Origin of the sequence: Alkalimonas sp. (assembly GCF_020831925.1) — a bacterium.
GTDB lineage: Bacteria > Pseudomonadota > Gammaproteobacteria > Enterobacterales > Alteromonadaceae > Alkalimonas.
This window is the reverse complement of record NZ_JAFIFQ010000045.1, coordinates 1-25,651: the sequence shown is the minus strand read 5'-3', so window position 1 is coordinate 25,651 and position 25,651 is coordinate 1. Positions and strand designations below refer to the sequence as shown.

The 25,651-nt window shown below is 51.2% G+C and carries 21 protein-coding genes; 12 read left to right on the top strand and 9 right to left on the bottom strand.

The features are described from left to right. Positions 1-153: 153 nt before the first annotated feature. Both JJU14_RS12940 and JJU14_RS12935 read right to left on the bottom strand, forming a co-directional pair. Positions 154-1,077, bottom strand: coding sequence for an AAC(3) family N-acetyltransferase (locus JJU14_RS12940; protein WP_228614109.1), 924 nt, complete (start codon positions 1,075-1,077; stop codon positions 154-156). Between the two features lie 25 nt (positions 1,078-1,102). Then, on the bottom strand, positions 1,103-2,188 hold the full coding sequence (locus tag JJU14_RS12935) for a hypothetical protein (protein ID WP_228614108.1): 1,086 nt from the start codon (positions 2,186-2,188) through the stop codon (positions 1,103-1,105). Between the two features lie 266 nt (positions 2,189-2,454). On the opposite strand from JJU14_RS12935, the gene JJU14_RS12930 reads away from it, so the two are divergent. The 3 genes from JJU14_RS12930 to JJU14_RS12920 all read left to right on the top strand — a co-directional run bounded on the left by JJU14_RS12930 (position 2,455) and on the right by JJU14_RS12920 (position 5,774). Next, positions 2,455-3,513: a phosphotransferase gene (locus tag JJU14_RS12930; RefSeq protein ID WP_228614107.1), complete on the top strand. Its 1,059-nt coding sequence runs from the start codon at positions 2,455-2,457 to the stop codon at positions 3,511-3,513. A gap of 88 nt (positions 3,514-3,601) precedes the next feature. After that, positions 3,602-4,540 (top strand): polysaccharide deacetylase family protein, encoded by a 939-nt coding sequence (locus JJU14_RS12925; RefSeq protein ID WP_228614106.1) that lies wholly within the window; start codon positions 3,602-3,604, stop codon positions 4,538-4,540. Further along, positions 4,530-5,774 (top strand): glycosyltransferase, encoded by a 1,245-nt coding sequence (locus JJU14_RS12920; RefSeq protein ID WP_228614105.1) that lies wholly within the window; start codon positions 4,530-4,532, stop codon positions 5,772-5,774. Before JJU14_RS12925 ends, JJU14_RS12920 begins: the two co-directional genes overlap by 11 nt. Here JJU14_RS12920 and JJU14_RS12915 read toward each other — a convergent pair. Then, a complete protein-coding gene (locus JJU14_RS12915; RefSeq protein WP_228614104.1) occupies positions 5,766-7,184 on the bottom strand; it encodes a phosphomannomutase in 1,419 nt (472 codons plus the stop codon). The genes JJU14_RS12920 and JJU14_RS12915 overlap by 9 nt on opposite strands. A 16-nt stretch (positions 7,185-7,200) precedes the next feature. After that, entirely contained in the window at positions 7,201-8,619 is a 1,419-nt protein-coding gene (locus tag JJU14_RS12910; RefSeq protein WP_228614103.1) for a mannose-1-phosphate guanylyltransferase/mannose-6-phosphate isomerase, read from the bottom strand. 141 nt (positions 8,620-8,760) lie between these two features. Here JJU14_RS12910 and JJU14_RS12905 point away from each other — a divergent pair, with 141 nt between their 5' ends. The 5 genes from JJU14_RS12905 (at position 8,761) to JJU14_RS12885 (ending at position 14,153) form a co-directional block, all read left to right on the top strand. Further along, on the top strand, positions 8,761-10,053 hold the full coding sequence (locus JJU14_RS12905) for a hypothetical protein (RefSeq protein WP_228614102.1): 1,293 nt from the start codon (positions 8,761-8,763) through the stop codon (positions 10,051-10,053). Between the two features lie 164 nt (positions 10,054-10,217). Further along, complete coding sequence (locus tag JJU14_RS12900; protein ID WP_228614101.1) at positions 10,218-11,438, top strand: TIGR03087 family PEP-CTERM/XrtA system glycosyltransferase; 1,221 nt, start codon at positions 10,218-10,220, stop codon at positions 11,436-11,438. Further along, positions 11,435-12,052: an acyltransferase gene (locus tag JJU14_RS12895; protein ID WP_228614100.1), complete on the top strand. Its 618-nt coding sequence runs from the start codon at positions 11,435-11,437 to the stop codon at positions 12,050-12,052. Before JJU14_RS12900 ends, JJU14_RS12895 begins: the two co-directional genes overlap by 4 nt. Then, positions 12,049-13,020 (top strand): glycosyltransferase family A protein, encoded by a 972-nt coding sequence (locus tag JJU14_RS12890; protein WP_228614099.1) that lies wholly within the window; start codon positions 12,049-12,051, stop codon positions 13,018-13,020. Before JJU14_RS12895 ends, JJU14_RS12890 begins: the two co-directional genes overlap by 4 nt. Beyond that, positions 13,017-14,153, top strand: coding sequence for a glycosyltransferase (locus JJU14_RS12885; protein ID WP_228614098.1), 1,137 nt, complete (start codon positions 13,017-13,019; stop codon positions 14,151-14,153). Before JJU14_RS12890 ends, JJU14_RS12885 begins: the two co-directional genes overlap by 4 nt. On the opposite strand, the gene JJU14_RS12880 is transcribed toward JJU14_RS12885, so the two are convergent. The 4 genes from JJU14_RS12880 to JJU14_RS12865 are packed head-to-tail and all read right to left on the bottom strand — an operon-like array spanning position 14,141 to position 19,384. Beyond that, positions 14,141-15,622: an oligosaccharide flippase family protein gene (locus JJU14_RS12880; RefSeq protein WP_228614097.1), complete on the bottom strand. Its 1,482-nt coding sequence runs from the start codon at positions 15,620-15,622 to the stop codon at positions 14,141-14,143. The two genes, JJU14_RS12885 and JJU14_RS12880, sit on opposite strands and share 13 nt — an antisense overlap. Next, positions 15,619-17,082, bottom strand: a complete 1,464-nt coding sequence (gene xrtA, locus JJU14_RS12875) for an exosortase A (RefSeq protein ID WP_228614096.1) — start codon at positions 17,080-17,082, stop codon at positions 15,619-15,621. The genes JJU14_RS12880 and xrtA overlap by 4 nt, the downstream gene beginning before the upstream one ends. A 27-nt stretch (positions 17,083-17,109) precedes the next feature. Further along, positions 17,110-17,970, bottom strand: coding sequence for an XrtA system polysaccharide deacetylase (locus JJU14_RS12870; protein WP_228614095.1), 861 nt, complete (start codon positions 17,968-17,970; stop codon positions 17,110-17,112). A 4-nt stretch (positions 17,971-17,974) separates the two neighbouring features. Further along, positions 17,975-19,384 carry a TIGR03013 family XrtA/PEP-CTERM system glycosyltransferase gene (locus JJU14_RS12865; RefSeq protein WP_228614094.1) on the bottom strand — a complete coding sequence of 470 codons (1,410 nt, stop codon included), beginning with the start codon at positions 19,382-19,384 and terminating at the stop codon, positions 17,975-17,977. A gap of 194 nt (positions 19,385-19,578) precedes the next feature. Here JJU14_RS12865 and JJU14_RS12860 point away from each other — a divergent pair, with 194 nt between their 5' ends. From JJU14_RS12860 to JJU14_RS12845, 4 genes are read left to right on the top strand one after another with little or no spacing between them, the layout of a single operon-like run. After that, positions 19,579-20,217 carry an XrtA/PEP-CTERM system exopolysaccharide export protein gene (locus tag JJU14_RS12860; RefSeq protein WP_228614093.1) on the top strand — a complete coding sequence of 213 codons (639 nt, stop codon included), beginning with the start codon at positions 19,579-19,581 and terminating at the stop codon, positions 20,215-20,217. A 47-nt stretch (positions 20,218-20,264) separates the two neighbouring features. Further along, positions 20,265-21,839: an XrtA system polysaccharide chain length determinant gene (locus JJU14_RS12855; protein WP_228614092.1), complete on the top strand. Its 1,575-nt coding sequence runs from the start codon at positions 20,265-20,267 to the stop codon at positions 21,837-21,839. Next, positions 21,836-22,720, top strand: coding sequence for an XrtA-associated tyrosine autokinase (locus JJU14_RS12850; protein WP_228614091.1), 885 nt, complete (start codon positions 21,836-21,838; stop codon positions 22,718-22,720). The genes JJU14_RS12855 and JJU14_RS12850 overlap by 4 nt, the downstream gene beginning before the upstream one ends. Further along, positions 22,692-24,314: a TIGR03016 family PEP-CTERM system-associated outer membrane protein gene (locus JJU14_RS12845; protein WP_228614090.1), complete on the top strand. Its 1,623-nt coding sequence runs from the start codon at positions 22,692-22,694 to the stop codon at positions 24,312-24,314. Before JJU14_RS12850 ends, JJU14_RS12845 begins: the two co-directional genes overlap by 29 nt. Positions 24,315-24,367: 53 nt before the next feature. On the opposite strand, the gene JJU14_RS12840 is transcribed toward JJU14_RS12845, so the two are convergent. Beyond that, positions 24,368-25,375 (bottom strand): XrtA/PEP-CTERM system-associated ATPase, encoded by a 1,008-nt coding sequence (locus JJU14_RS12840; RefSeq protein WP_228614089.1) that lies wholly within the window; start codon positions 25,373-25,375, stop codon positions 24,368-24,370. Between the last annotated feature and the right edge of the window lie 276 nt (positions 25,376-25,651).

Below are 25,651 nucleotides of genomic sequence, written 5' to 3'. Positions count from 1 at the left end.
GCAGTACGATTTTCAGCAAGGCCGCCCACTGCTGATTGTGGGCACTATTGCCTTGCTGATGCCATTTTGGTGGCTGTTGTGGTTAAAGGTGCTTAGGCACCCGCTTTATAGTCAGCTTTTCTCTGATAGCAAGGGTGTAACGGCTTAGTGTTTTTATTTTGGCTTTGCATCCGGTGACAATTGTTCCGGATTTGCGTAAATGGTGATGCCTTCGCTGGACAGCTGCTTTAAGTGCCGTAAAAAGTCGCCGGCAGGAATAAACCAGCTGTTTCCTGAGCCAACTTTGCCGCTTTTCAGGTAGCCAGCTTGCTGAAATTCTTTCATAAAATACTGCCGCAAGTCGTCTCTGGAAGGATGGTCGATGCGCTGATGGGCCAGCTCTTTGTTATATGACCGCACTGGCACTTGCCAAACTTTATCGTTGGCATCAATACAAGGGAGCTGGTGCTCTTTTTCCCAAACCGGCAATGGGAATGCGTCGCCTAGTGTATCTTCCAACAGATGATAAAAAGTGACCGGGCCCATGCTGATGCCAAGGCCCAGTACTTTGGCTTGCGGCATTTCCATAAAACGTTGCCAGGGCGAGCCTTCGCCAAACACCGACGGTGCCTGGTGGTGGCCATTGGTCAGGTAGTCGGCATCTTTACCCCAGGCCGAGACCGAATGCGTAGGATGCAGGCTACGCTTGACTCCAGCGGACTTTAAAAAGGTTTCCGGCAACCGGCCCATATGGGTGCCATGAATGCGTGGGTCAAACTGATAATCGCTGAGCTGGCAGGTGGCCTCGATGGTTCCGCCAGGAAGGTAATAAGTCGGCAGCAGAATATTGCCCCCGCTGCCAACCACTTGCTGCAACGCCATGATCACCGTAGCAGGGCCACCTTCAACATAGCCTAAGCTGCGGAGTGAGGAGTGCAAAAATACCGTATCCCCCTGCTCAATGCCCAGCTGTTGAAGATCCGCCACCAATTGCTGCTGGCTGATGTGCTGCGCTTCTTGTTTCACTTTCTGTGCCGAACGCTGTCGGTTAAGTTTTTGCAGGGTGGTTTTGATCAGGCCTTTGAGAGAGCGAAGCATGGCGTATCCTTTCAGTGGTGAATCATCAATCAAGCGTTAGGGCATAACAGTGTAAATGGCTTTTTGCACAGTTGACAGGTGTAAACAGCACCTGGCTGGCTGGCAGGGTGCCGTTGGGCAGGTAAATCATGCCATAGCGTCCTACCGTGGCCATTTGACTGTCCTGGTAGTCCAGTGCCAGCAGTTCACGCCAGTGACCGTCTTTGCTGCGAAACCATAAAGCCGCTTGTTCCGGCGTGGCTTGCTGGCGGCCGGGTTCAAAGGTGGTTGCCATAATGGCGCTGCCATCGGCACAAGGCACAGCGGCATAGGCCGGGTTGCCAATGGTGGCAATCAGCTCACGCTGTCCGGTAGCAAAATGGTAGCGGTAAATATGGTTGATGGCATCGGCCGGTGCATCTTTGCCGGCATCCATGCCCCATTCCATGCAATCGGGGTAAAACAGCACGCTAATAGCGCGCCAGCTTTGGTCGCCGCCGGCTAATTTATGCACCGTTTGAAACTCATCGTCGGTGTAGTAAAAGGCTGACTCGTGGTCGGCGTCACCGGTGGTGATCCACAGTCGGTTGCGGTAGGGATCATACCGAATGGCGTGAATGTGTTTGATGTCGTCGCGGGCAAATTGCCAACAGATGTCTGCCTGCTTGCTGGCAGGATCGATTTTAATCACCCGTACCGGGCAACTGTGATTGTTCAGGTATTCGCCAAAGTAGACCGCACCCGATGCCGGATGGCTGGCGAGACCGCCACGAAGCGGGCCAACCAGCTCAGGAATATGCCCGGTTGGCACCACGCTGGCGTCAGTACCCTCCTGATCCGGGTGGAACAGATAGACCCGGTCGTACACCATCACAATGTTGCCATCGGCAGTTTCAATCAGGTGTTCAATGCCCAGTTGTGGCTTGAGCCATTGTCGCAGCCGGCTGCGGGCCAGCTTATTCTTCAACCAACCTATCAGGCCTGGGTCTTTGGCCGGGAGTTGGCACAGCTTGCTTAAAGTGTGCTTGGCTAAATCCAGCCGGTACACCGTATGGTCGCGGCTGCAGAGCATGGACTCTTTGGTCGAGGTGTGGACGATGAGGTTGGTTGCTAAACGCTTTGTTGTACGCACGAAATGATCCCTTTTCGATATCGTGACAGGTTTTGCCCTGAACCGTTTTTTTGCATGACACAAACTAGCTTAACCTTGAATAAAGCTGCTGTCAGGTATTTTTTGCTGATTACATGGTTGTGTCTTGAACTCTGGCTTTGCAGTATCGGTTTGCTGCTCAGACTGGTTTTGACTGCAATAAAACTGTAAAGTAGCAGCCGTTTGCATCGGTTTTACTTAAAAACAGATGCTTGGATGAATCCGAGTGCCGTTAAGGGAATAACATCATGTCAAACTCCGCCAAAGTGCAGGATGTATTGGATCAAGTTTGTCAGGACCAGGACCTGATTCGCTTGTATGGCGAAGGGTTTCGGATTGACTCTCATCATAGTATTGAAACCCCTTTCTCGACTGTGTTCCGCTTGCACAGCTCCAACAAGGATGCCTCGTTTAAGCTGTACTTAAAAACGCTGTGCGATAGTAGTGACCAAGCCAAAGCCAGGGCCAGCATTCAAAATGAGTACGACATCATGGCGCGTTTAAGTCAGCAGTTTGAACGGGTGAAGTTGTTGGATGTTCCCCATCCGGTGAAGCTCTATGCCGATTCTGCCAGCTTGTTGACGGAGGAGGTTGAAGGCACTGAGCTGGAAGATTTGCTCACCGGTGCCGCTCGCTTATTTGGCCAAACCTCGGTAAAAGCTGCAGTGCAAATGACCGAGCTGGCAGGTGTCTGGTTGCGTGAGTTTCAACAGATGACCGCCGATAAAAAGGTGTCGGTAAGCTTTGAGCCTTTGGCACTTTATTGTCAGGAGCGGATTGACTACTTGCTGGAGCAGCAAGCTCCGGGAGTGAGTGCCTCGCTAAATAAAGCGTTTATGCAATTAGCAAAAGCAGCGCAGACTGAAGGAATGCCACATGGTGTTTTTGTCGCAGGTTGTCACGGTGATTTTGCGCCGCATAATATGATTACCAATAAAGAGCGGTTGGCTGTGATTGATTTTACCGACTATCGGATGGATTGCAGTTTATTTGATCCAATCAATTTTCTGGAAAAAGTGGGGCGTATGCACAATCACTTTTTTTACCGTTCATCTTTTGTTGATCAACTGCAGTCGGCGTTTTTAAAAGGCTACGGCTTATTAGGGCCGGAAGTGATACAGAGCGCTTGTTATCGCCTGATCCGTGCTCGTTGCGTGCTGCTGAGACTTTTTCATTACTTTATGTGCAGAACCCGCTCCTGGCATATGCGGATCGGGCATGATAGAGCTTATCGCGAAAGTTTGGCTGAGCTGCATGCTTTGCTTGGCAGTCATCAGCCTAGTGTGTTAAAACAGAGCCTTCAGTAAGCAGGGATCTGACTGCAATGCGGCGCCAGCAATTCATGGATGAACCTTTACTATGATGCCATTTTTTCTCAAGTGTACTCAGCAGTTCATGAGCAAGCGCTCAGAGAATGCTTTGACTATCCTCACTTACCACCGGGTCGCTCCTGAAGGGCAGATCACTTATTTACCAGCTTTAAGCACCGAAGCCTTTTCTCGCCAGCTGGCCTGGATTAAACGGTACTACCAGGTACTGACACTTGCTGATGCAGGCCGCATGGCGGCTGAAGGCCAGCTGCCTGAACACGCGGCTGTGATCACGGTGGATGATGGCTACGACGACTGTTTTCACTATATTTTTCCGCTGCTGCAACAGCATGGGCTCTGCGCCACTTTTTTTATTACCACAGCCGGTCTGGAGCAAGGCCAATTGTGGGAGGAGCAGATTGCCGAAGCTATTATCGATGCGCCGCTGGATTGCCAGCAGCTTAGGTTTAATACCACTGACTATCCGGTTCATACGTTTGCCACACGATTGCGCCTGGCCAAAACCATGATAGACAAGCTCAAGTACCTGACCATTGAGCAACGCGAACAGCAAGTGGCCAGCTTACGCCAGGCAACTGGTGTCAGGCACAGTTCCAGACAGTTTTTACAACCCGAGCAAATCCGCCAGATGGCCAAGGCAGGCATGGAGTTTGGTGCTCACTCTGTGCATCATCCGATTTTAATGCTGGAGCAAGATGCCGTCGCTGAGCAGGAAATTCGCCGCAGCAAGCACCAACTTGAACAATTGCTGCAGCAAGAGGTGATAAGTTTTGCGTATCCGAATGGCCAATATGGTCGTGACTTTGATGATCATCACATAGCTATGGTGAAGCAAGCTGGTTTTCGCTATGCCGTTAGTACGGTACCTGGCAGTAATACAGATATAAACAGCCAGGCGTTTTGCCTGCACCGGGTGTCACCCTGGCCCACCTCACAAAGCCGCTTTATGTTAAGCCTGCTGCGCAGTACACAGCGCGATGCCGGAGGGTCCAATGGCTACTGAGTTGCAGGCCAGGAAAAGGCTGTTGATGATTGCGCTGGATTTTCCTCCTTGCCAGAGTGCCGGGGTACAGCGCACCTATAAGTTTGCCGAGTATCTGCGGGATTTTGGTTGGGACGTGGTGGTGCTGACGGTAAAAGAGTCGGTCTATCAGCAAACCGACGCTGCCGCAGGTTGCCCACAGGTTTTGCATGTTGAGCGCTGTGCTGCGCTTGATGCGGCCCGTGATCTCTCCTGGCGCGGCAAGTATCTGGGCTTTAGTTGTGTACCGGATCGTTGGTGGAGCTGGGCTTTAACGGCGATACCAGCCGGTAAACGATTGATACAGCAATTTAAACCGGATCTAATTTGGAGTACTTACCCGGTTTCCACCGCCCACTACATTGCCTATCGTTTGCAGCGCTACAGCGGCTTGCCCTGGATAGCCGATTACCGCGATCCATTGCAAAGCCGTTACGATGCCAGTGCCCGCCGTTATAGCGGCATTGCCAAATGGATTGAGCAGCAAACCATTCGTTATTGTCAGCAAGCGGTGTTTACCACTGACAATGCAGCCCGTCTGTACCACCGGCTCTACGCCAATGAGCCGCTCAGTAAGTTTACGGTGATTGAGAATGGCTTTGACGAGGTGAACTTTCAGCGTTTGCCAAAGCGCCCTGAGCGCACCGACCAGCGTTTTGTGTTATTGCACAGCGGTGCTTTGTACGGCCAGGGGCGGGATCCGTCGGATTTGTATCATGCCATGGCTGTGTTACAAGACGAGGGCCTGATCAATGCCGATAATTTTGCGTTGCATTTCCGCGGCTTTGGCGGCACCGCCGAGCAAGAGGCGTTATTGCAGCAACTCGGTATCCGTGATCTGGTGCATTTTCTGCCAGGCATTCCTTATCTTGATTCGCTGGCAGAAATGCAACAGGCCAATAGCTTGTTGCTGATCCAGGGGCAATTATTCAATAACCAGATCCCTAGCAAGCTGTACGATTACATTCGCTCCGGCCGGCTGATTCTTGCATTAACGCCCAACAAAGGCTCCACCTATCAGACCTTGCAACCGCTGGCTCACTGTCACTGTGCCGATGGGGTGACTGCTGTGGCCGGGGCACTGCGCCAGCAGCTGGCAAGTGTTCATGCCCCGGTTGAGCCCTGGGCTGGCGAGGTGCCAGCCAACATTGCCGCTTACTCGCGTTATGAGCGTACCCGGCAGTTGGCGCAGCTGATGCAGCAAGTGTTAAGCTAGCCCATCTTTAAGGCCTTTCAGTACCTGCTGCACCAGCACTCTGGCTTGTTCTGGCGTATCCGACTCCGCATAACAGCGCAGCTCCGGTGCATTGCCGCTGGGGCGTAAATGCACGATGTCCTGATTGGGCAGGGTAAAGCGCAGGCCATCGGTTTCATCCAGGGAAAGTTGTTGCCTGACAGTGGCACTGTCCGATTGGCTGTGACCGAGCAGCTGCAGCAAGGCCGTTGGTTTGGCTTTGAAATGAGCCAGGAGCGCATCACTCTGAGCGCGTTCAAACTGCTGCAGCCTGTCGCTGGCAGTAAAGCGTTGCGGCAGATTGTGGCGCAAGGTGCTGAGTGGTTTGCCGGCTGCCAGTGCCAGGGTGGCGAGGGCTGGTAATACCGCATCTCGGGTTGGCAGTGCCGTTACATTGTGCAAGTCTGAGCCCAGCAGGTATCCACCATTGGCTTCAAAGCCGGCGCAGGGCGCTGGCAAATCACTTAATGCGGCAATCACATAGGGCGAGCCAATGCGGGTTCGCAGAACCGTGCTAAAGGCGCCGGATTTTTCCAGTGCTGTGGTGCAGCTAACTGGCACGGCAATATGAGGGATCGTCAGGTACTGTGAGCACAACAATCCCAGCACATCGCCGGTAAAGTAGTGGCCCTGTTCATCCGCCAGTAAAGGCCTATCACCATCACCATCGGTGGAAAACAGCGCATCCAACTGATACTCAGAGCTCCAGGCCATGGCCTGGTTGCGGTCTTGCTCACTGACTGCTTCGGTATCTATCGGCACAAAATGATCACTGCGCCCCAATGCGATGGTGCTGGCGCCAAAGTATTCAAACAGACGATCATAGAGATCACGCCCTGCGCTGGAGTGCTGATAAATACCGATGGTTTTGCCAGCCAGAAAGCCAGCCGGAAAAGCATTCTGGTAGCGCGCCAGGTAATGCTGGCTGGCATCCGGGCGCTCAGCCAACTCAGGCAGCTCATGCGGTTGCAGCAGAGGATGATTGCCTTGCACAATGCGTAGCTCATCCGCCTTGCTGATTTCGCCATCGGGTCGGTAAAACTTCAGGCCATTGCGATCAAAAGGGATATGGCTGCCGGTAACCATGATGCAGCCCATGCTGCGGGCCATGCAGTAATTGGCAAGGGCCGGGGTAGGCAAAACACCAAAATACTCTGGCTCTATGCCAAGTGCTTGCAAAGCGGCTGCACAGGCCTGTGCCATGGCATAACTGCTGGGTCGGTTGTCGATACCAAGGCCGATGGCCGTTACCGGGCCACTTTGTTGCAGCAGATGGGCAAAATTGACGGCAAAGGCCGCGCATACTTCCGGGGTGAACTGAGTTACCAGGCCCCGGGCACCACTGGTTCCAAAGCTGACGCCGCTGTCTGTAATCACTGTGTTTGTCTGCATGCTGGCTGCGCCCTGGTTAACTGCGACCATAGCGGTCTTCAAAACGAACAATGTCGTCTTCGCCCAAATAGGAACCTGACTGAACTTCAATCAGTTCCAGGTCGACTTTGCCGGGGTTTTCCAGTGCATGCACGGCGGTGATGGGAATATAGACCGACTGATTCTCGGTAAGATATTGCTCGGTGTCGTTGATGGTGACCTTGGCGGTGCCGGATACCACAATCCAGTGCTCGGCCCTGTGATGATGCATTTGCACACTGAGTTTAGCACCAGGTTTAACAGTGATGCGCTTTACCTGAAAGCGTGCACCGCTATCGACCGAGTCGTATTTGCCCCAGGGACGGTACACTTCGCGATGGAAGCTGACTTCGCTGCGATCGTCTGCTTTGAGTGCTTCGACAATTTGTTTTACGTCCTGGGTTTTGTCTTTGTGGGCCACCAGCACGGCATCTTTGGTGGTGATGATGACCAGATCATCGACCCCGACGGTAGCGACCAGCTTGTCGTCGCTGCGTACCAGGCTATTGCGGGTATCGTGCGTGATTACATCACCGGCAAGCACATTGCCATGTTCATCTTTTGCTGATATTTGCCACAAGGCCTGAAAGCCTCCGACATCATTCCAGCCTGCGTCCAGTGGCACCACTACAGCGGCATCGGTTTTCTCCATCACCGCATAGTCGATGGACTCAGCCGGGCATTGTTCAAAGGCCTGTTGTTTGATGCGGATAAAATCCATATCCGGTGTTTGTTCGCTCAAAGCGTCCTGACAGGCCTGATGGATATCCGGCCGGAACTTCTGCAGTTCTTCCAAGTAGCGGCTGGCTTTAAACAAAAAGATGCCGCTGTTCCACAGGTAGTCGCCACTGTCCAGATACTGCTGTGCTAAGGCGCTGTCTGGTTTTTCAACAAAGCGGGCTACGCTATATCCGCCACTATAACCGCCACCATTCAGCGCCTGGCCTTGCTGAATATAGCCATAACCGGTTTCAGGCTGAGTCGGGGTAATACCAAAGGTCACCATTTTCCCTGACTCGGCAAAGGGCATCGCAGTCGCTATCGCCTGATGTAAAGCGTCAACATCGGCAAAAACATGATCCGCGGCCATCACCAGCAACATAGCATCGTCTTGTTGCTGGCAAGCTTGCAAGGCAGCCAAGGCAATGGCTGGCGCGGTATTGCGGCCAACCGGCTCCAGCAAAATTTGCATGGCCCCTTGCTCCAGTTGACGGATTTGCTCTGCCGCCAGAAATCGATGCTCTTCATTGCAGATGATAAGCGCAGGCTGGTGTTCAAGGCCATCGAGGCGCAGCAAAGTTTGCTGCAACATGCTATGTTTGCCAGCCAGTGGCAGAAACTGCTTGGGGTAGTTGCCGCGGGATAAAGGCCAGAGACGGGTTCCTGAGCCACCGGCCATAATAATGGGCTTCAACATAGTGCGTCCTTTTCTGTTGGGGCGGCGCTAACGTAAGACCGCATGATGCTTTTTTAACAAAAATCTGTAGTATTGTACATGCACTTTGAGAAAAGTGCGCGCCTGGCTGGCGCTGAGCAGCTTGGAAAAGGAATGGCCCGGATGTGGAAAAAGCTACTGCGCTTTGTGCTGAAATTTACCATTGCACTCTGTTTACTCGGAGTTGTGCTGTTTTGGCTGATCACCACCAAAGGTCAGGTGGACTCCCGTAGCCTGAGCAGCCAGGATGTGGTGGACTCGCATCAGCTGGTAAGCTCTACTTTGCAGCAATTACGTTTTAGCCAAAATGGGATTGAGGTTGAGTTGGCACAGCCGCAATTGGATGCGTTATTGAATGTAGCCAGCCATACTTTAGATCCTATGGTGTTCCATGGTGCTCTGGGAGACTTTGGGGTGGTAGTGCATGTGGCAATGACCTTACCGCGCCCTTTTGAACAGCGTCTATTGCATGGCTATTGTTTATTTTCTGAAACCCGAGCTGGTTTTGCCATTGATAGTTGTCAACTGGGCAAGCTGCCTGTGCCGGGCCGGATGGCTATGTTGTTGCTGCGGACTTCTGTTCGTATCGTCTTTGCCTCGCCATCCGATCAACAGCTGTTGGCCTTGTTGCAACAGGGGCGCCTAAAGGATGGACGCCTGGTATTCCGACAACCGGATGTTCGGGACATAGAGCTGCAATTAAATCCGCGGCTGTATTCCGGGCGCCAACTTGGCCGAGAATTGTTAGGCACTGCAGCGCCGTTGGCACCCGATGTCGAAGTTTATTTAAAGGCTTTAGAGCGTCTTGCTGAAGCCTACCCGCAAGAACGGCGCCTGGCATTTTTTACCCAACAGTTGCTCTTGCTTGCGCTTGAGCGATCGGCATCTGAAGCCCAACAGGAATATGAGTATCGCCAGGCGCTCTGGGCTTTGGCCACAGGCTTTGGTAATCGTGGCTTTATTCGCTTTGCCAATGAGGGACTGGGGCGGGAGGCGGTACCTAAGTTGCCCGGGGCTGTGCTGGCAGGTCGGCGCGATCTCACCTTGCACTTTTTGTATTCGGCGGTGATCAAGCAGGTCGGCACTCCTTATCTGGCCGATCAGATTGGCAGACTCAAAGAAATTCATGATGCGGCCGATGGCGGGTCGGGTTATAGCTTTGTGGATATGGCCGCTAACAAAGCCGGTATCTGGTTTGCAGAGCATTTGCACCAGATTGATGAGGGGCAAGTGCTCACTCTGGATACAGCCGCCTTTGAGCGCGCTTTTTTTCCTGAAGTGCAGGATTTACCCGAAGGTTTGTCTGAAGCACAGGTGCAGCTGTTGCTTGGTGGCCTGCAAGGCGATGGGTTTCAGGCTCTGCATCAGTTGATTGATACCAGGGTAGCTGAATTGACGTTATTCAAAACAGACTAGGCTGTATTTTTCCTACAGCTTTGTTGTGAAAGGCCGGTTGCAGGGGTTACAATCTGTTTTAAAGAGGGAATACTATCAATTGGCCATGGACATCAAGGGCGACAAACTATGAACTGTGTTTATATCCATCACACTTTGCCAAAAGCAGCCCGGAGCTCAGGCAGATGAAGATTTTTTATCTTGCGCACCGGGTGCCTTACCCTGCCGATAAAGGCGAAAAAATCCGCACCTTTCATCAAATCAATTATCTGGTGGAGCAAGGTCATCAATTGACCGTGTTTGCCCCGGTTGAAGACGCTGCTGAAGTTGTTTTTGCCAATGATCTGCAAGCAAAACTGGGTGTGAACGTAGTGACTGCACCGCTGGGTTCCGCGCTTTGGCGCAAGCTGTCGGCTGTGCTAACCGGACAGCCCGTGTCGCAAACGCATTTCTTTTGTCCAGCATTATTGGCGCTGTTGCAACAGCAGCTGCAAACAGAGCAGCCCGCTGCGGTGGTCTGTACCAGCTCTGCGATGGCGGTCTATGTGCAGCGGGCCGGTTTGGTGTCCTCCACCAAGCGGCCTTGTACTTTGCTGATGGACTTTATGGATTTGGACTCCGACAAGTGGCAACAGTATGCGGCCAACAGCCGCGGGCTGATGCGTTGGGTGTACCAGCGTGAAGCCAGATTGGTGGCTAAAGCAGAGCTGCAAATCTATCAGCAGTTTGATCATTGTTTCTTTATTTCTGACAACGAGGTGCAGCTGTTTGCCAAACAGCTTGCCGATGCCTCTAAGGTCAGTGTGCTGGCCAATGGGCTGGATACCAAAACCTTTTTCCCAGCCAGTACCCCCGCAAGGCCCCAGGCGCCGGTATTTTTGTTTACCGGGGTGATGAACTACAAACCCAATGAAGATGCGGTGCTTTGGTTTGTGCAGTCGATGTGGCAGCAGGTGCTGGCAAAGTATCCCGGTGCCCGTTTTATTATCGCCGGCATGCAGCCCAGCAGCCGCATTTTGCAACTTGGCAAAGTGCCAGGCATCGAAGTGACTGGTTATGTCGATGATATTTTGCCTTATTACCATCAGGCCAGTATCTTTATCGCGCCTTTTCGGCTGGCCCGTGGGGTGCAGAATAAAATTTTACAGGCGATGGCCTGCGGCCTGCCGGTGATCACCACGCCGCTGGGGGCTGAGGGCATTGCCTGCAAGCCGGGTGAGCATTTGCTGACCGCGACCACTGAAGCTGATTTTATTGCCTGCATCGAACAACTGCTGGACAGCCCCCGTTTGCAACTGGCTTTGCAGACGAATGGCCCGGAATTAATCCGACAACACTACAGCTGGGATGGGGTACTGCAAAATTTACCCGCTTTGTTGCAACAACGGCAAGAGGCATCCGCATGAAGTCTGCTGTCAAAGCTGCGGTGCGTTTGCTGATGCTGTTGTTGGTATCGCCGTTGTTGCTGTTTTACTTTCTATTGCGTCCTTTTAGCACCAAAGACAGCTTATTCAGTAGTTTTGCCCAGTTGTTATCGCTTTGGCCTGGTTTGCTGGGCAGTTATCTTCGGGTGGCAGCGTATCGGCTGACCATGCAGCACTGTGCGGCGGATTGCTACATCGGTTTTGGCGCTTTATTTTCCCAGCAGGGCACAGAGATTCAGGCTGGCTCCTACATAGGCCCGCAATGCAATATCGGGCTGTGCCGCATCGGCGAAAACACCTTGCTGGGCAGTGGGGTGCATATTCTGAGTGGTAAAAACCAGCATCACTTTGCCGACCCTTCCAAACCCTACAAGGACCAGGGGGGGCGTTTTGAAAAAGTGCAGATCGGTGCCAATTGCTGGATTGGCAATGGCGCTATTGTGATGGCATCCATTGGCGATGGTTGCATTATCGGCGCTGGCGCTGTGGTCACCGAGGATTTGCCGGCCGGTGTCATTGCAGTTGGCAACCCGGCGCGCATTGTGCGAACGGTCGCTGAGTTACAAACCAAACCAACAACGGATGCTTCCGTATGAGTATGCTGGCAGGGAAAGTCGACTTTGTTATTCCGCATATGGGGCGGCCAGAGATGCTGGTGGCGACCATCGAATCCATTCTGGCGCAAAACTGCCCGGAGCGGGTGCATCAAATTCTGGTAGTGACCAAAAATACCGAACCTTTGGCGGTGCCTGAACACCCGAAACTGACTATCCTTTACCGGCCGGATGCGACCAGCATATCCGAGCAGCGTAATTTTGGTGCTTCGCATATTGTCGATGCAGCCGGGCAATCGGAATGGCTGGCTTTTTTGGATGCCGATATTCAGCTGGCCCCGGACTGGCTGGCTACCTGTCTAAGGCTGATGCAGCAGCAACCGGAGCGGGTGGTGCTAAGTGCTATGCAGCAAGCGAGCTCAGCGGCATCCAATATCGAGTTGTTGCGAACATCACTTAGCAACGCTGCGGTTGATTGCTCGGTACAGTTTTTACCGGGGCGAAACTTACTCGTTCGTCGTCAGCACCATCAGGTGGTGGGTGGTTTCCCAGAGCATTTGCAAACCTGTGAAGATTATTATTATACCGATCGGCTTAGTGAGCTTGGGCCTTTGTATTACACATCAGAAACCCATTATGTGCATCTGGGGGAAGATCAAACGCTTCGCCAGACCTTTGATAAAGAAATCTGGCGTTCTGAGTACAACCTGAAATCTCTGTCCGGGCGAAAGATACCTTTGCGCGAATGGCCCAGTATTCTGTTGCCGTTTTGGGTGCTGCTGGCTTTGTTGGCGATGCTGCTCAGCATCTTGGTGCCATCCTTGTTTATCCCTGCCGCAGCCCTGCTGATGCTGCCGGTGCTGCTATACAGTCTGCGCTTGTACCGCTTGCCGCACAACACAGTGGCTTTTCATTATCTGCTGTTGTTTTATACCGTTTATTTTGCTGCCCGTGCTGTGGGAACCCTGGCCGGTGTGCGCTTTTTATTGCCAAGGAAAACGACTCTATGACCATCAAAGTGCTGCAACTGATTTGCCCGAGTGGTTACTACGGTGCTGAGCGCTGGGTCAATGCTTTGTTGTCGGTTAAACCCAGCAACGATGTTGAGCAACATTTGGCGATTACCGATGAACCAGGGGTCTGTGATGATGTGCTGCAACGCTCTGGCCTGCCTGCGGCCCGGCAGCACCGCATTCCAATGGCTTCAAAATTTGATCTGCGGGTGGTAAAGCGTTTGGTGGATCTGATCCGCCAGCAAAACATCCACATCATTCACACCCATGGCTACAAGTCGGATATTCTGGGAGTGCTGGCGGCAAAATGGGCGGGGATTGCCTCGGTTTGTACGCCGCATGGTTTTGAAAACTCCACGGATAAACGCTTGCGTGCTTATATCTGGTTGGGGGGTAAGGCCTTTCATGGTTTTGATTGGGTCTGTCCGTTATCGCCCGATATTATGACCACAGTGCTGGAGCACTACCGGGTCAATCCCAAGCGGGTGCGGCTGATTAATAACGGGGTTGATCTGGCTGAAGTAGAAGCTGCTTTAGCCGGTGCAAAGCCTGAGAAAGCGGATGAATTCCGTATTGGCTATATCGGCCAGTTGATTAGCCGAAAAAACCTCACAGCCACTTTACAAGCCTTTGCTGACTTGCTGGCAAGCCAGCCAGATTGTCGTCTGGTTTTGATTGGCGATGGTGATGAACGAACTTTGTTGCAGCAATTAGCGCAGCAGCTGGCCATTGCTGACAAGGTTGATTTTATGGGGTTTCGCGATGATCGGCTGGCCTTGTTGCCGACCTTTGATTGCTTTGTGCTGACCTCGAGCCTGGAAGGGATCCCGCGCTGTCTGATGGAAGCAATGGCAGCCAACGTCTGTGTTACGGCCTTTAATATTCCCGGCGTAGATCGCTTGATTGAACACAACAAAACCGGCTTGCTGGCCGATTATGGCGATACTGAGGCGCTGACAGCCCTGTGGCAACACCTGATTGATAACCCTGAGCAAAAACAGCAGCTGGCGCAAGCCGGTTGTGCCCATGTGTATCAGAACTTCTCGGCTCAGGCGATGGAGCTGGCCTATAGCCAGTTGTACCATGAGTTGATCACAGCCAAAGCAGGCCGCGCTGCTCAGAGTGCCTGACGGTTTTTTCGAAGCTTTTGAGACAACTGCAGAACCACTTCTGTTTGATGCTCCAGTTCCGGTACCCGGTGTTTTACCAGCCAGGTGTAGAGCAAACAACAGAGACTGTAACTGCTGAAAAATACTACCGCATGGCTAAACAGAAGCCAGAGTGGTGCTGCGTCCACCAGCAAGCCCGTTGCTTGGCTAAGCAGGTAGGCGAGCACGGCAAACAGCAGGTAGGGCAGGCACAACCACAACAAGCGCAGCAGGTTAAATCGGGTGGCCTGCTGCAACAACCAAAGCAAAGCAAGGGTGGTTAGTACCGACAGCCAGCCACGCAGCCAGGCCATCTCCAGCAGACTTCCCGTCACCAGCAATAACAAGACAGCAATCACCACCAGGGTCGACACCACATCAAACCAGAACAGCAAGCGGCTTTTGCCAATGGCCAAAAAGGCATTGCTGATCAGATCAAAGATGCAAAAAGTAATAAAAAACAAGGCAAAAGGCGCCAGCAGTACACCGTACTCAGACCACTGAGCTCCTAACAGGGTAGTGACGATTAAGCTAGGGTAGGCCAGCAAGAAGGTGGTGATTGGGATCAGCACCAGCAGCAGCAACAGCAAACTCATGCGGGTGCGATAGCTGAGTAAGTCGGCTTTGTCACGTTGATCGGCAATGGCAGCCTGCAGAGGTTGGCTGCAAGGAACGATCACGGCTATGGCCGGTAGTAGTGTCAGTTCGCGTAATAAGTGGTAGCCACCCAGATCGGCGGTGCTAAAGCGTTTTGATACGATCAGGTTATCGGCCTGATAGCGGGCAAAGCCAATCAAACCACGCAACATCAGCCATTTTGAAAAGCCCCATTGCTGCCTGAAACGGGCCAGTGAGAAGCGCGGACGGAAATGACTGATGGCATAACTACCCAGGGTAAAGCTAAGCGCTGATACCAGAGCGCCAATAATGACTGGCCAGTGACTGGGATAGAGATAAGCAAGGCCAACAGTGACAATAAACGACAGCAGTTTTTGCAGCAGACTAAGCCGAAACACCGGGCGATAATTCAGTTGCTTGGCAAACAGCAACAGGGCGGGGTTTTGCAAGGCTTTGATGGGTAAAACCAGGCTGGCAATCATCAGGGCACTGGTGAGTTCAGGCATTGAGAAAAAGCTGGCTAGCAAGGGTGCCAGCAGCAGGATCAAGCAAAACATCAACAGCTTGGTAAGCAGCTCCAGGCTCCAGGCCGTGTGTAAATCCTCATCATCCAGCTGCTGCTTTTGAATGATGTAGTGCTGATTGCCGGCATCGGCGATGTTTTCAAACAACATCAGGCAAATCATCACCATGGCCACAATACCAAAATGCTCAGGTACCAGCAGCCTGGCCAGGATCAGGGTGGAAATAAAACCAAGGCTTTTTTGAAACAGTTGAATGGTGAGTAAAATAGCCGAGCTTTGTAATACGCCCTGACTCACCGAGCTGTTCATGGAGCCAGATCTACCAGGTGCTGCTGCTTCGCGGCCAGCAGTTGCTGTCGGATATCCTCGATGGGTTGGTCTGAGCTTACCGAAGCTGCGAAGACGTAGCCTGGTGTGGTATCACCCCGTAACAAAGCCGCTAGTTGCAACAGTTTCATCGCCACCCGATTGCTGGTTTTGTGCTCACCCAACTGGTACCAATACAACACAGCACGTTGCTGACCACGGGTATTCACCAGTTGCAGAATGCTGTAGCCATCCAGTAAGGAGCCTGTTGGATGCTGGGCGGTAATGCTCCACTGTTCAGGCTGATACAGAGTATTGTGCCAGGTGATCATATCGCCGCGTTCTTGCCTGTGCGCATAAGAGGCTACAAAGAGCTCAACACCGTGTTCACTGAGCCAGTGATCACGGCTTAGGCCATCGTAGAACTGAATGCCCCAATTACTTTGCCCGGCAATGTCCTGTTTGAGATGAATGAGTTGTGCTGGTTGCTCTGGTGTCGGTGTATCGGCAATGTTCCGACTGATACCGCCGGCCAGCAGTAAAATCAGAGCCAGACAGGCTAGGGCGGTTTTGCTGATGGTGACTGTACGCTTCCCGGCTACTTTGTTTTCTGTGGCAGCAGGGGCATCGTCATCGGCAAATTTGGCACCGAGCCAGAATGCCAGCATGATCACCAGGAAAAACACCAGCCAGCCATAGTAATAATGATCAGCACCAAAGCCATAGGCCATATTGGATTTCTCACCAATCACCACCAATAAAAAAGCCCGGATACCATTGGCGATGATCGAGAGTACTAAGGTCAAAGCAATAAAAGCAATAGCCTTGTACCAGCGACTGTAATGCAAATACGAGTAAAGGCAGGACAACACCAGACTGGTCAGTAAAAAGTTAAGGCCGGAGCAGGCGACTGCTACTTCGAATACCGCAGAGGGCGTATATATGTAGAGGCCTTCCCGGTAGATCGGAAAATCGACCATACGCAGGAAATACACCACCATATCGGCGGTTACTTGTTGCAAAATTGGGTTGGCGGCTTCGCCAAAAGGCACCAAAAAAACCAGGAAAGCGACCGGGAACCAGATAATGCGAAGGATTTGATGCCCCAGCAACGACCAAATCATCAGTTGCAGGAAGAAAATAGCTGCAAACTGACTGACAAAGTTCACATCAACGGCATAAGCAAGCAACCAGACCATGGCAAATGGTGTAGCAAACAGTGCTGGCCACACAGTGCTTTGCATTGGCAAGCCAGCTAGTCGCTCCCGCTGACGCCAAATCAGCCACAGGCTAATAGGTAGAATTAAATAAGCATGCATGTACGTTTCGGAATGGCGCCAAATGCCTTCCATCCTGGCCAGGCTTGGCCAGAAAACCAGCAGATACCCAATAAAAAAAACAGTCAGGCTAATAATAAGATGAGAGCGGGTCGATGAGGCTGTTGCTGGTACTTTTTGATACATTCCTTGCATCCTTTACCTGAACGTATATCAGGCCTTGTGACTGCTTTGGTACTGCTCGAATACCTGCTGTACTGTACTCCATTCAAAATCCTGCAGCAAACGCGCTACTTTATGCTCCATCCGCTTCAGATTTACATAGTGGCGGAAACGGGATTTGAAGCTGGCACCTTCAATGCGAGGTTGTTCATGGTCGATTTCCCAGGGGTGGAAATAAAACATATAGGGGCTGGTATTATTTTGCAGATAGCGCTGAATTAACGCTTTGCTGAGCCAGTAAGGCAGCAGGCGGAAATAGCCACCACCGGCAATCGGGATTTGCCTGCCTTTGATGGTAAGGATAGGCATGGGAAATTCCCACAAACCCTCTTTACGCAAGTAGGGCTCTGCAGGCCAATAAGGTGTGCCATAGTGGTCGTGCTTTATCGGGTAGGTACTTGAGCTGTAGACATAGCCGGCTTCTTTTAAGCAGGCAAAGGCCCATTCGTTTTCAGCGCAAATAGAAAAGCTGGGCGCCCGGTAGCCGGTTACTTCAGCTCCGATAATATCTTCCAGCAAGGCTTTGGTTGAGCGGACATCCTGTAAAAAATCTTCCGGCGTCTGGGCGGTTGCTTTGATATGGCTGAAACCATGGCTGGCAACTTCGTGGCCACGCTGGTGAATTTCACGGATCAGCTCTGGAAATTTTTCAGCCACCCAGCCCAGTATAAAAAAGGTCGCTTTGGCCTGGTTTTGCTCAAAAATATCAAGAATGCGATAGGTGTTGCGATCGACGCGGATTGGGTACTTACCCCAATCCGATGGTTGAATTTTATTTTCGAAAGCCGCAACCTGAAAGTAGTCTTCAATATCGATCGTTAATGCTTGCAGTGGTCGTGAAGGTAACTGCATCCAGTTAACGCCCTTTGCCAAACAATACGATTTCCACAGTGCGGATAAGAATGACTAAATCCAGCAGCAAACTGCGGTGCTTGATGTAATAAAGATCAAACTTCAGCTTTTCCAGCGCATCTTCACTGGTGGAGCCATAAGGATACTTCAACTGAGCCCAGCCAGTCAGGCCTGGTTTCACATTGTGCCGTTGGGCATAGTAAGGAATGTCTTTTTCCAGCTCACAGACGAATTCTGGCCGCTCTGGCCGCGGGCCAACAAAGCCCATCTCACCACGAAATACATTAAAGAGTTGTGGCAATTCATCAATGCGGTATTTACGAATGACGCGTCCTACCCGGGTGACACGATCATCGTCTTTGCTAGCCCATTGGGCACCGCCGGCTTCTGCATCCGAGCGCATGCTACGGAACTTAATGATATGGAATGGCTTACCATCAATACCAACCCGGACTTGCTTATAAAAAATGGAGGCGCCAGTGCGTCGGCCATCTTCTAAATAGATGAGCAGGGCAGTGACGACCATAATGGGCCAGGTCAGCGCCAACACAAACAGACCCAATAAGAAATTCAGACGGTAATCGAGATTGGTCTTAAGCCACTTCTTGTTATCAAACCCGTTGGAATAAATCACCCAGCTCGGGTAAATCAGGTTGACGGCAATCTGGCCGGTTTCCTGTTCGATAAAGTCCAGGATCTCAACCACATCGATGCCCCGGGTTTTGCACTTAAACAGGTGTTCCACCGGCAGCATGTTACGGCGCTCATCACAGGCAATCACCATCTGATCAATGGCGTTTTCCATCACAAACTGGAACAAATCTTCCTGCACATTCAGATCCAAAATGGTTTCGTTTTGCAGAGCACCTTCTTTGTCTCCGGCAACCCGGACAAAACCAACAATCTCAAAATTGCGTCGATCAACGGTCCGGCGCATACGTCGTTCAATAATGGAAGCCCGTTCACCAGCACCTAAAATCAACACGCGACGCCGGCTGATGCGGGTCACATCGTGGTAATGGAAGAAAGCGCGGAAACTGCTGATAAGGGCTACAGCTATGGTGCTTGCCAGTAACATATACCAGCCATTAATAGCGATGGAGCTGAACAGGTTGAAAACCACCACTTCCAACAGGAAAGCGCTGAACAGCAAGGTAATGACAACGCGCTTAAGAATACCGCCGTGACTTTCACGTAGCTGCTGATCGTACAGACCAACCGATAAGGCACACAGCATTACAACCGCCGCAAACACAACGGCATTGATTAAGCGAACATCAAAGGGTATAGGGCTGAAAAAGTGATGAAACATGAAGCTGGCTGATAAGCTTGATACCAATAAAAGTATCAGTTCACCTATTAAAAACAGCTGATCAGCAAATGAGTTTTTTCCGTAACCGGTAGCCTTGTTCATAAATCGTCCTTGTGCATCCTTTGCATTATTACAACAGAACCTGGCAAGATTGGTACCGCAGGCTTTCAAATCTAGCCTAAGAAGTATACTATTTCCAGAGTGAAACGGAAATAATTTTTTGCATTTCCTCCATCACAGCTTAAAAAATACGTTATAGTAGTACCGCTTGGCTAAGGAATCGAAGGATCAAATCCATGAAAGTACAACGATTACAAGGAATTCGCGGCCTGCTGTTGGTCGTGTTCGCACTTCTGATTGCAGGTTGTAGCAGTAAAAATACGTTGCCTGTTGCCACCGTGCACAACTCTCTAACTACCTCGGTTGAAAATTACCAGTATCTTGTAGGTCCTGGTGATAACCTGAGCATTTTTGTCTGGCGTAACCCTGAACTGTCTGGCTCGTTTCTGGTCCGCCCGGATGGGATGATTTCCACCTCGCTGGTCGAAGATATCCCTGTCAGTGGGAAAACACCGACCCAGGTGGCCCGCGATATGGAACAAGTGCTAAGCCAGTTCATTCGTGATCCCATTGTGACTGTGTCCGTTTCCGGCTTTGTCGGACCCTACAGCGAACAAGTACGGGTGATTGGTGCAGCAGCAAACCCCCAAGCTGTGAATTACCGTCAATACATGACCATGTTGGATCTGATGATCCAGGTGGGTGGACTGGCCGATTTTGCCAGTGGCAACAGAGCACAACTCGTTCGTACCGTGGATGGCCGTCAGGTCAGTTACCGTGTTCGACTGGATGATCTGATTCGCGATGGTGATATCCGTGCCAACGTCGATATGTTACCAGGTGATATCGTGATTATCCCTGAGGCCTGGTTTTAATCCGGTTTGGTAACCAGCGTTTTTAAAATGGAAGTTCGGAGCTGTACATGAAGGAACTCAATCTTGCGATTCAGCAAGTGCTTATTTATTTGCATGGTATCTGGTTACGTCGCCGATACATTGTGATCACCGCTTGGTTGGTATGTCCGGTGGGCTGGTATATTGTGTATACCATGCCGCCGGTCTACCAAGCTGATTCTCGCGTTTATGTAGAAACCCGTACCGTATTGGATCCGATTTTACGTGGTCTGACGGTGCAAACCAATGCCGATCAGCAAGTCCGTCTATTGGCGCGAACCTTATTAAGCAGGCCCAATCTTGAAAAAATTGCCCGTGCTGCCGATTTGGACCGCCGGGCATTAACGACAGAAGAGTTTGATCGGGTGGTGGATAGCCTGGAGCGAAGTATCGGTTTTAGCCAGGTACACCGCTCCGGTGAAAACATTTACCGCATTTCCTACAACAACCCAGAACCCGCCATTGCCTTGCGTGTAGTGCAGGAAACCCTGAATGTCTTTATTGAAACGCGCTTAGGGGGAACTCGTTCCGATGCACTTTCGGCAGAAAATTTCCTGAATCAGCAAATCGCAGATTACGAGCGTCGCTTGATTGAATCCGAGCAGCGCTTGTCGGACTTTCGCCGTAACAATATGGAAATATTGTCGGCTGATGGGAACTTCTACAACCGGATTTCATTGGAACAAACCCGTATTGAAGAGGTAAAGCTGAGCCTGGCTGAGCTTGAAACCCGGTTAAATGCTGCCCAGACTGAGCTTAACCGTTTGACCGGCGGCTCGGAAGATAGCCGTGAGCCATCGACCCAGTTTGACCCGCGGTTGGCAGAGCTACGGGTGCAGTTGGATAATTTACGCATGCGTTTTACCGATAATCATCCGGATGTGCGTGAAACCTTGTTGTTGATTGAACGCATTGAGCAGCAACGGCAAGAAGAGATTGAGACCCTTAGACGCATCGCTGCCAGTGGTATCGATAGTGCTTTGTCCCAGAATGAGCTTTATGTTCGCCTGATGACGGCCATTTCAGAGTTGGAAGGGGAAATTGCTTCTCGTCGGGTTCGGTTGGCTAACCATGAAACCAGGCTACGTGACTTACGGGATCGCATGGATTTAGTGCCTCAAATTGAAGCGCAGCTGACAGGTTTGAACCGTGATTACAATATCACCCGGACCAAGTACGAGCAGCTGTTGTCTCGCAGAGAGTCTGCTGAATTATCACGCCGGGTAGATGATTCTGAAATGGATATGCAGTTCCGCATTATTGATCCGCCCCGTGTTGCTTCTCGCCCTGCGGGCCCAAACCGCCAACTATATTTCACCATGGTGCTGATGTTGGGCGTTGGTGCTGGTGTGGCCATGGCGCTTTTGCGTAGTTTGATTTCGCCCGTGATGACGAATACGTTGCAGTTAAAATCGATTTCGCATTTTCCGGTGTTTGGTGTCATCTCGCACATTGATCGGGAGTCGATTGTGTGGCAAGTGCGAAAGCATTTTATTTATTTTGTGATTTTAAGCGGTGCCTTGCTAAGTATCTATTTGTTTCTACTGGGTAATGATCTGATGCTTGGACGACCGGTGGGTGCTTTAATGAGGTTGTTGCCATGAGTACCATAGAAAAAGCAGTGAACAAGCAAGCCGAGTTACAGCAGTCTAAGGATGGCGACGTCATCGCTGATCCGACGAGCTTAGCCACCGAGAAACAACAGCGGCATGACTCATTGCAACAGGCAAAGCAGTCCAGAAAGGATTACCTGAATAGCGCGACCATTCAGCTTGATCTTGCGCAGCTGGAAGAGAAAAATTTTGTCTCACTCAGCCCTGAGCGCCGCTTGATCAACGAAGAGCTGCGAAGCATCAAACGCAAGCTGCTCAACAATGCCTTTGGTGGTTTGAGCTCGACCCTGGAGCACCCGAACCTGATTATGGTGACCAGTTCCCGGCCAGGTGAGGGAAAAACATTCACGGCAGTGAATCTTGCACTGAGCATGGCGCTGGAAAAAGACAAGACTGTGCTGTTGATTGATGCGGATGTGCTGCGGCCAAATGTTTCCAAGACACTGAATTTTCAGGCGGAGTATGGTCTGACCGATTATCTCTCAGGCGATGATTTGGCGGTAGAAGATGTATTGCTCAGCACCAATGTTGATCGTTTGAAAGTAATAGCTGCGGGTAAGCCACATCATTTATCCACCGAGTTGCTGGCCAGTGAAAAGATGATGAAACTAGCCACAGAGTTTGCCACCCGTTATCCCGATCGGGTGGTTATTTTTGATGCGCCACCTTTACTTGGCGTGAATGAAACTGCGGTATTAGCATCGATGTGTGGTCAGGCGGTGATAGTGATTGAGGAAAACCAGACCAAGTTAGCGGAAATAGAACAAGCTGTGGCATTGCTGCCGGAGGAGTTAGCGGTCGGTTTTGTCATCAATAAAGCACACCGTAATCAAGGCAAAGGATATGGCTACTACTATTCAGGTTCAGAATAAGTCGCCCCTGCGGACAGCCAGTGTAAACAAACTGGTTGTTGCGGTCAGCCTGGCGCTGACCGCAGTCCTCCCTGTGCAGGCAAACTCCAGTTTTACCCCCAAAGTTGGCATTACCGGCCACGGCTATCAGCTGGATCTACCGACCGAGCCTGATAAACAGCGTGGTGGCGCTTTGGAAGTTGAGCCTGCTGTCAGCTGGCGTTATCAGGGACCAAACGTGCTCACCAGGCTGGATGTTAGTCATCAACGCCTTTGGTACAGTGATGATGAGCGTGATGACATGTCGTTTAATGAATACCTGGTGCAGAATGTAGTGGCAGGCTTTGACCGCCGACTGAGATGGACTGTCGATGCCAGTCAGCGTTATACGGTGCGTTCTGGCGGCGGCGGTGCAATTTTTCGAGATCGCATCACCAACCCGGGTGAGCTGAGTAAAACCAGACGTTATGGCACGGCTATTGCGCTTGAAACAGCCCAACACAAAGAAGCGCAGTTTGCCTTGGATCTCTCTGCCCGCAAGGTGAATTCGAAGCGGCCCGAGCAGGACGATGATTTGGGTGATATCAACAGCGAGCAGTACAATCTAAGCTTTCGTACCTCTCGCCATCACCAATATGGCGGCATCTATTGGCGTGGCGGTGCAAACGTTACGCGCACCGAGCGTGAGCAGCGCAGCCGCTTAACGCGCGACAGTGCTGATCTGATGTTCGGTATTCCCTTGTTTCCATCTCTGGCCTGGACGTTACAGGGGCGCTATGAGCAAAACAATGTACGAAACTCGGCGTTTACCAATGAATATGCTACGGCAGGGACCGGTCTTGAGTGGCAGTTTGGCCGGGTATCCCGCATCAATGTGAATTACAATACGGTGCTGACTGGCCGGGATGATGGCAACTTTGTGTCGGCAGATTTTTTGTTGGCGCCATCACGCCGTACCTCGCTTTCAGGGTACTGGGATCGGCGTTATTTTGGCAGAACAGCGCAGATGTCAGGCCAGTATAATTTACGTTTTTTAACCATGCGCTTGTCCTATACCGATCGTGTATCGACTCGAAATTTTCTGGAAACAGAACTGATTGATTTAGGGGTCTTTGTTTGTCCCGATGACGCCACTGATATCGGAGATTGCTTTAATTTCCCCGGTGCTGGTTATGAGCTAGGTGTCAATGAACAACTTCAGCAGTTTTTTGATGTGGATACCTTGATCCGTGATGATGTGATCCTGAACCGGCAAGGTGCTGTAGCGATTGGTTACAATAAAAACCGCCTCACCGTCGGGCTTAACCTGTCTAGCAGTGAGCAGCGCTATCAGGAGCTGGATCGGGTGGATCGCCGTCATAATGCCAGTTTGCAAACCTCCTGGCGTTTGACGCCTCACAGCAGTCTGCGGGCTAATGTTCGTGCGTATCAATACGACTTTGGCAACAATAACCGACAAGATAAAAGCTGGCAGTATGAGCTGGGCTGGAGCCGGGATTTGTCGTCAGCTTCGGATATTAATCTGACGGCCCGCCATAGTCGCAGGGATTCCAACAATGACGACTTTGATTATCGCGAAAACCGGCTGATACTCAATTACAACTACCGATTCTAAGTAAGCAATTTAACAAAACAGCTGCCAGGTGCAGCTGTTTTTGTATGCACAAATTATTGCTCTGGAGGATTGTTTTTCAGTGCATTTTGCTGTTTTTGGATTAGTTGATCCAATTCTTTCGCCAGCTTAAGTTTGGTTTCCAGCGAGTTATCCAGTAATTGACTTATTTCGTTTAGCAGGTTGCCGGATGCATTGTTGTTTGGGTTATCGCTTACTCTGGTTGGGTTTTCAGCTTGCACCGGTTTTAAGTTGGCTACCTCATCCATAATCTCGTCAATCACCGCTTGTACGTCCGTAGCTTCCAGATAGGCTTTTTCTTCCAGATACCCATACAAGAAGACTCTGTCCATCAACGTATTGATTTTGCGTGGTATACCGCGGCTAAAGCCCTGAATCAGCGCAAAACTGTCTTCGGCTAGCAATGGTTCTGTTACACCAGCCTGACGGATGCGGTATTCAACATAGGCGCGGGTATCTTCAACCTGCAAGGGTGTCAGATTGCTGGAAGCAATAATACGCTGACGAAACTGCTCCATATCGGGCGCCTGAATGACTGCGTTTAGCTCATTTTGTCCCAGCAAGAAGCTTTGCAGCAAAGGCTTGCCGTCGGCCATAAAGTTGGACAACATGCGTAGCTCCTCAATGGCTTCCAATGGCAGGTTCTGTGCTTCATCGACCAGCAGCAGGGCTCGGCGGTGTTGAGAGTGCAACCGCTTTAAGAAGCTGCCAATGGCATCCAGGTAAGAGGCTTTGCTGTGCTCGCTAACTACCAGGTTAAAAGCTGAGGCAATCATACGAATCAAATCATCCGGCGATAGGCGCGAGGTGACGATTTGCTTGGCAATGATCTCATCCTGATTGAGCTGGCTAAGCAATTGGTTGGCAATGGTTGTTTTACCGGTACCTACATCGCCGGTAATCACAATAAACCCTTCCCCTTGGCTTAGACCATACTGCAGGTACGCCAAAGCGCGCTTATGCAGTTTGCTGGCAAAAAACCAGTTGGGATTTGGGGTGAGCTGAAAAGGGCGTTCCTTAAACCCATAGTACTTTTCGTACATAGTCCATTCCTGTATTCAGATGCAAAAAATTCCTGCTGCAATCTACATGCTACCACTTTTGCCGAGCAGCGTGAACTAGTTCCCTGACTTGTGCATTTTGCTGCAAAATTCAGCGTCACGTTTAAAAAATATGCGAACAAAACAAGGCGCTGAAAAAACTGTTGACAGCTGACGGGGTGATCCCTAGAATGCGCTCCGTGTTCAGCGATAAACCAGTACTGCTGAATACGCCCGTGTGGGGCTATAGCTCAGCTGGGAGAGCGCTTGCATGGCATG

Excerpts from the sequence above, each read along its gene's own strand:
- JJU14_RS12890 (WP_228614099.1), top strand. The coding sequence starts at position 12,049 with ATGAGTATGCTGGCAGGGAAAGTCGACTTTGTTATTCCGCATATGGGG.
- JJU14_RS12885 (WP_228614098.1), top strand. The coding sequence starts at position 13,017 with ATGACCATCAAAGTGCTGCAACTGATTTGCCCGAGTGGTTACTACGGT.
- JJU14_RS12840 (WP_228614089.1), bottom strand. The coding sequence starts at position 25,375 with ATGTACGAAAAGTACTATGGGTTTAAGGAACGCCCTTTTCAGCTCACC.
- JJU14_RS12850 (WP_228614091.1), top strand. The coding sequence starts at position 21,836 with ATGAGTACCATAGAAAAAGCAGTGAACAAGCAAGCCGAGTTACAGCAG.
- JJU14_RS12845 (WP_228614090.1), top strand. The coding sequence starts at position 22,692 with ATGGCTACTACTATTCAGGTTCAGAATAAGTCGCCCCTGCGGACAGCC.
- JJU14_RS12895 (WP_228614100.1), top strand. The coding sequence starts at position 11,435 with ATGAAGTCTGCTGTCAAAGCTGCGGTGCGTTTGCTGATGCTGTTGTTG.
- JJU14_RS12940 (WP_228614109.1), bottom strand. The coding sequence starts at position 1,077 with ATGCTTCGCTCTCTCAAAGGCCTGATCAAAACCACCCTGCAAAAACTT.
- JJU14_RS12925 (WP_228614106.1), top strand. The coding sequence starts at position 3,602 with ATGAGCAAGCGCTCAGAGAATGCTTTGACTATCCTCACTTACCACCGG.
- JJU14_RS12865 (WP_228614094.1), bottom strand. The coding sequence starts at position 19,384 with ATGAACAAGGCTACCGGTTACGGAAAAAACTCATTTGCTGATCAGCTG.
- JJU14_RS12900 (WP_228614101.1), top strand. The coding sequence starts at position 10,218 with ATGAAGATTTTTTATCTTGCGCACCGGGTGCCTTACCCTGCCGATAAA.
- JJU14_RS12920 (WP_228614105.1), top strand. The coding sequence starts at position 4,530 with ATGGCTACTGAGTTGCAGGCCAGGAAAAGGCTGTTGATGATTGCGCTG.
- JJU14_RS12905 (WP_228614102.1), top strand. The coding sequence starts at position 8,761 with ATGTGGAAAAAGCTACTGCGCTTTGTGCTGAAATTTACCATTGCACTC.
- JJU14_RS12860 (WP_228614093.1), top strand. The coding sequence starts at position 19,579 with ATGAAAGTACAACGATTACAAGGAATTCGCGGCCTGCTGTTGGTCGTG.
- JJU14_RS12910 (WP_228614103.1), bottom strand. The coding sequence starts at position 8,619 with ATGTTGAAGCCCATTATTATGGCCGGTGGCTCAGGAACCCGTCTCTGG.
- JJU14_RS12855 (WP_228614092.1), top strand. The coding sequence starts at position 20,265 with ATGAAGGAACTCAATCTTGCGATTCAGCAAGTGCTTATTTATTTGCAT.
- JJU14_RS12870 (WP_228614095.1), bottom strand. The coding sequence starts at position 17,970 with ATGCAGTTACCTTCACGACCACTGCAAGCATTAACGATCGATATTGAA.
- xrtA (WP_228614096.1), bottom strand. The coding sequence starts at position 17,082 with ATGTATCAAAAAGTACCAGCAACAGCCTCATCGACCCGCTCTCATCTT.
- JJU14_RS12880 (WP_228614097.1), bottom strand. The coding sequence starts at position 15,622 with ATGAACAGCTCGGTGAGTCAGGGCGTATTACAAAGCTCGGCTATTTTA.
- JJU14_RS12915 (WP_228614104.1), bottom strand. The coding sequence starts at position 7,184 with ATGCAGACAAACACAGTGATTACAGACAGCGGCGTCAGCTTTGGAACC.
- JJU14_RS12930 (WP_228614107.1), top strand. The coding sequence starts at position 2,455 with ATGTCAAACTCCGCCAAAGTGCAGGATGTATTGGATCAAGTTTGTCAG.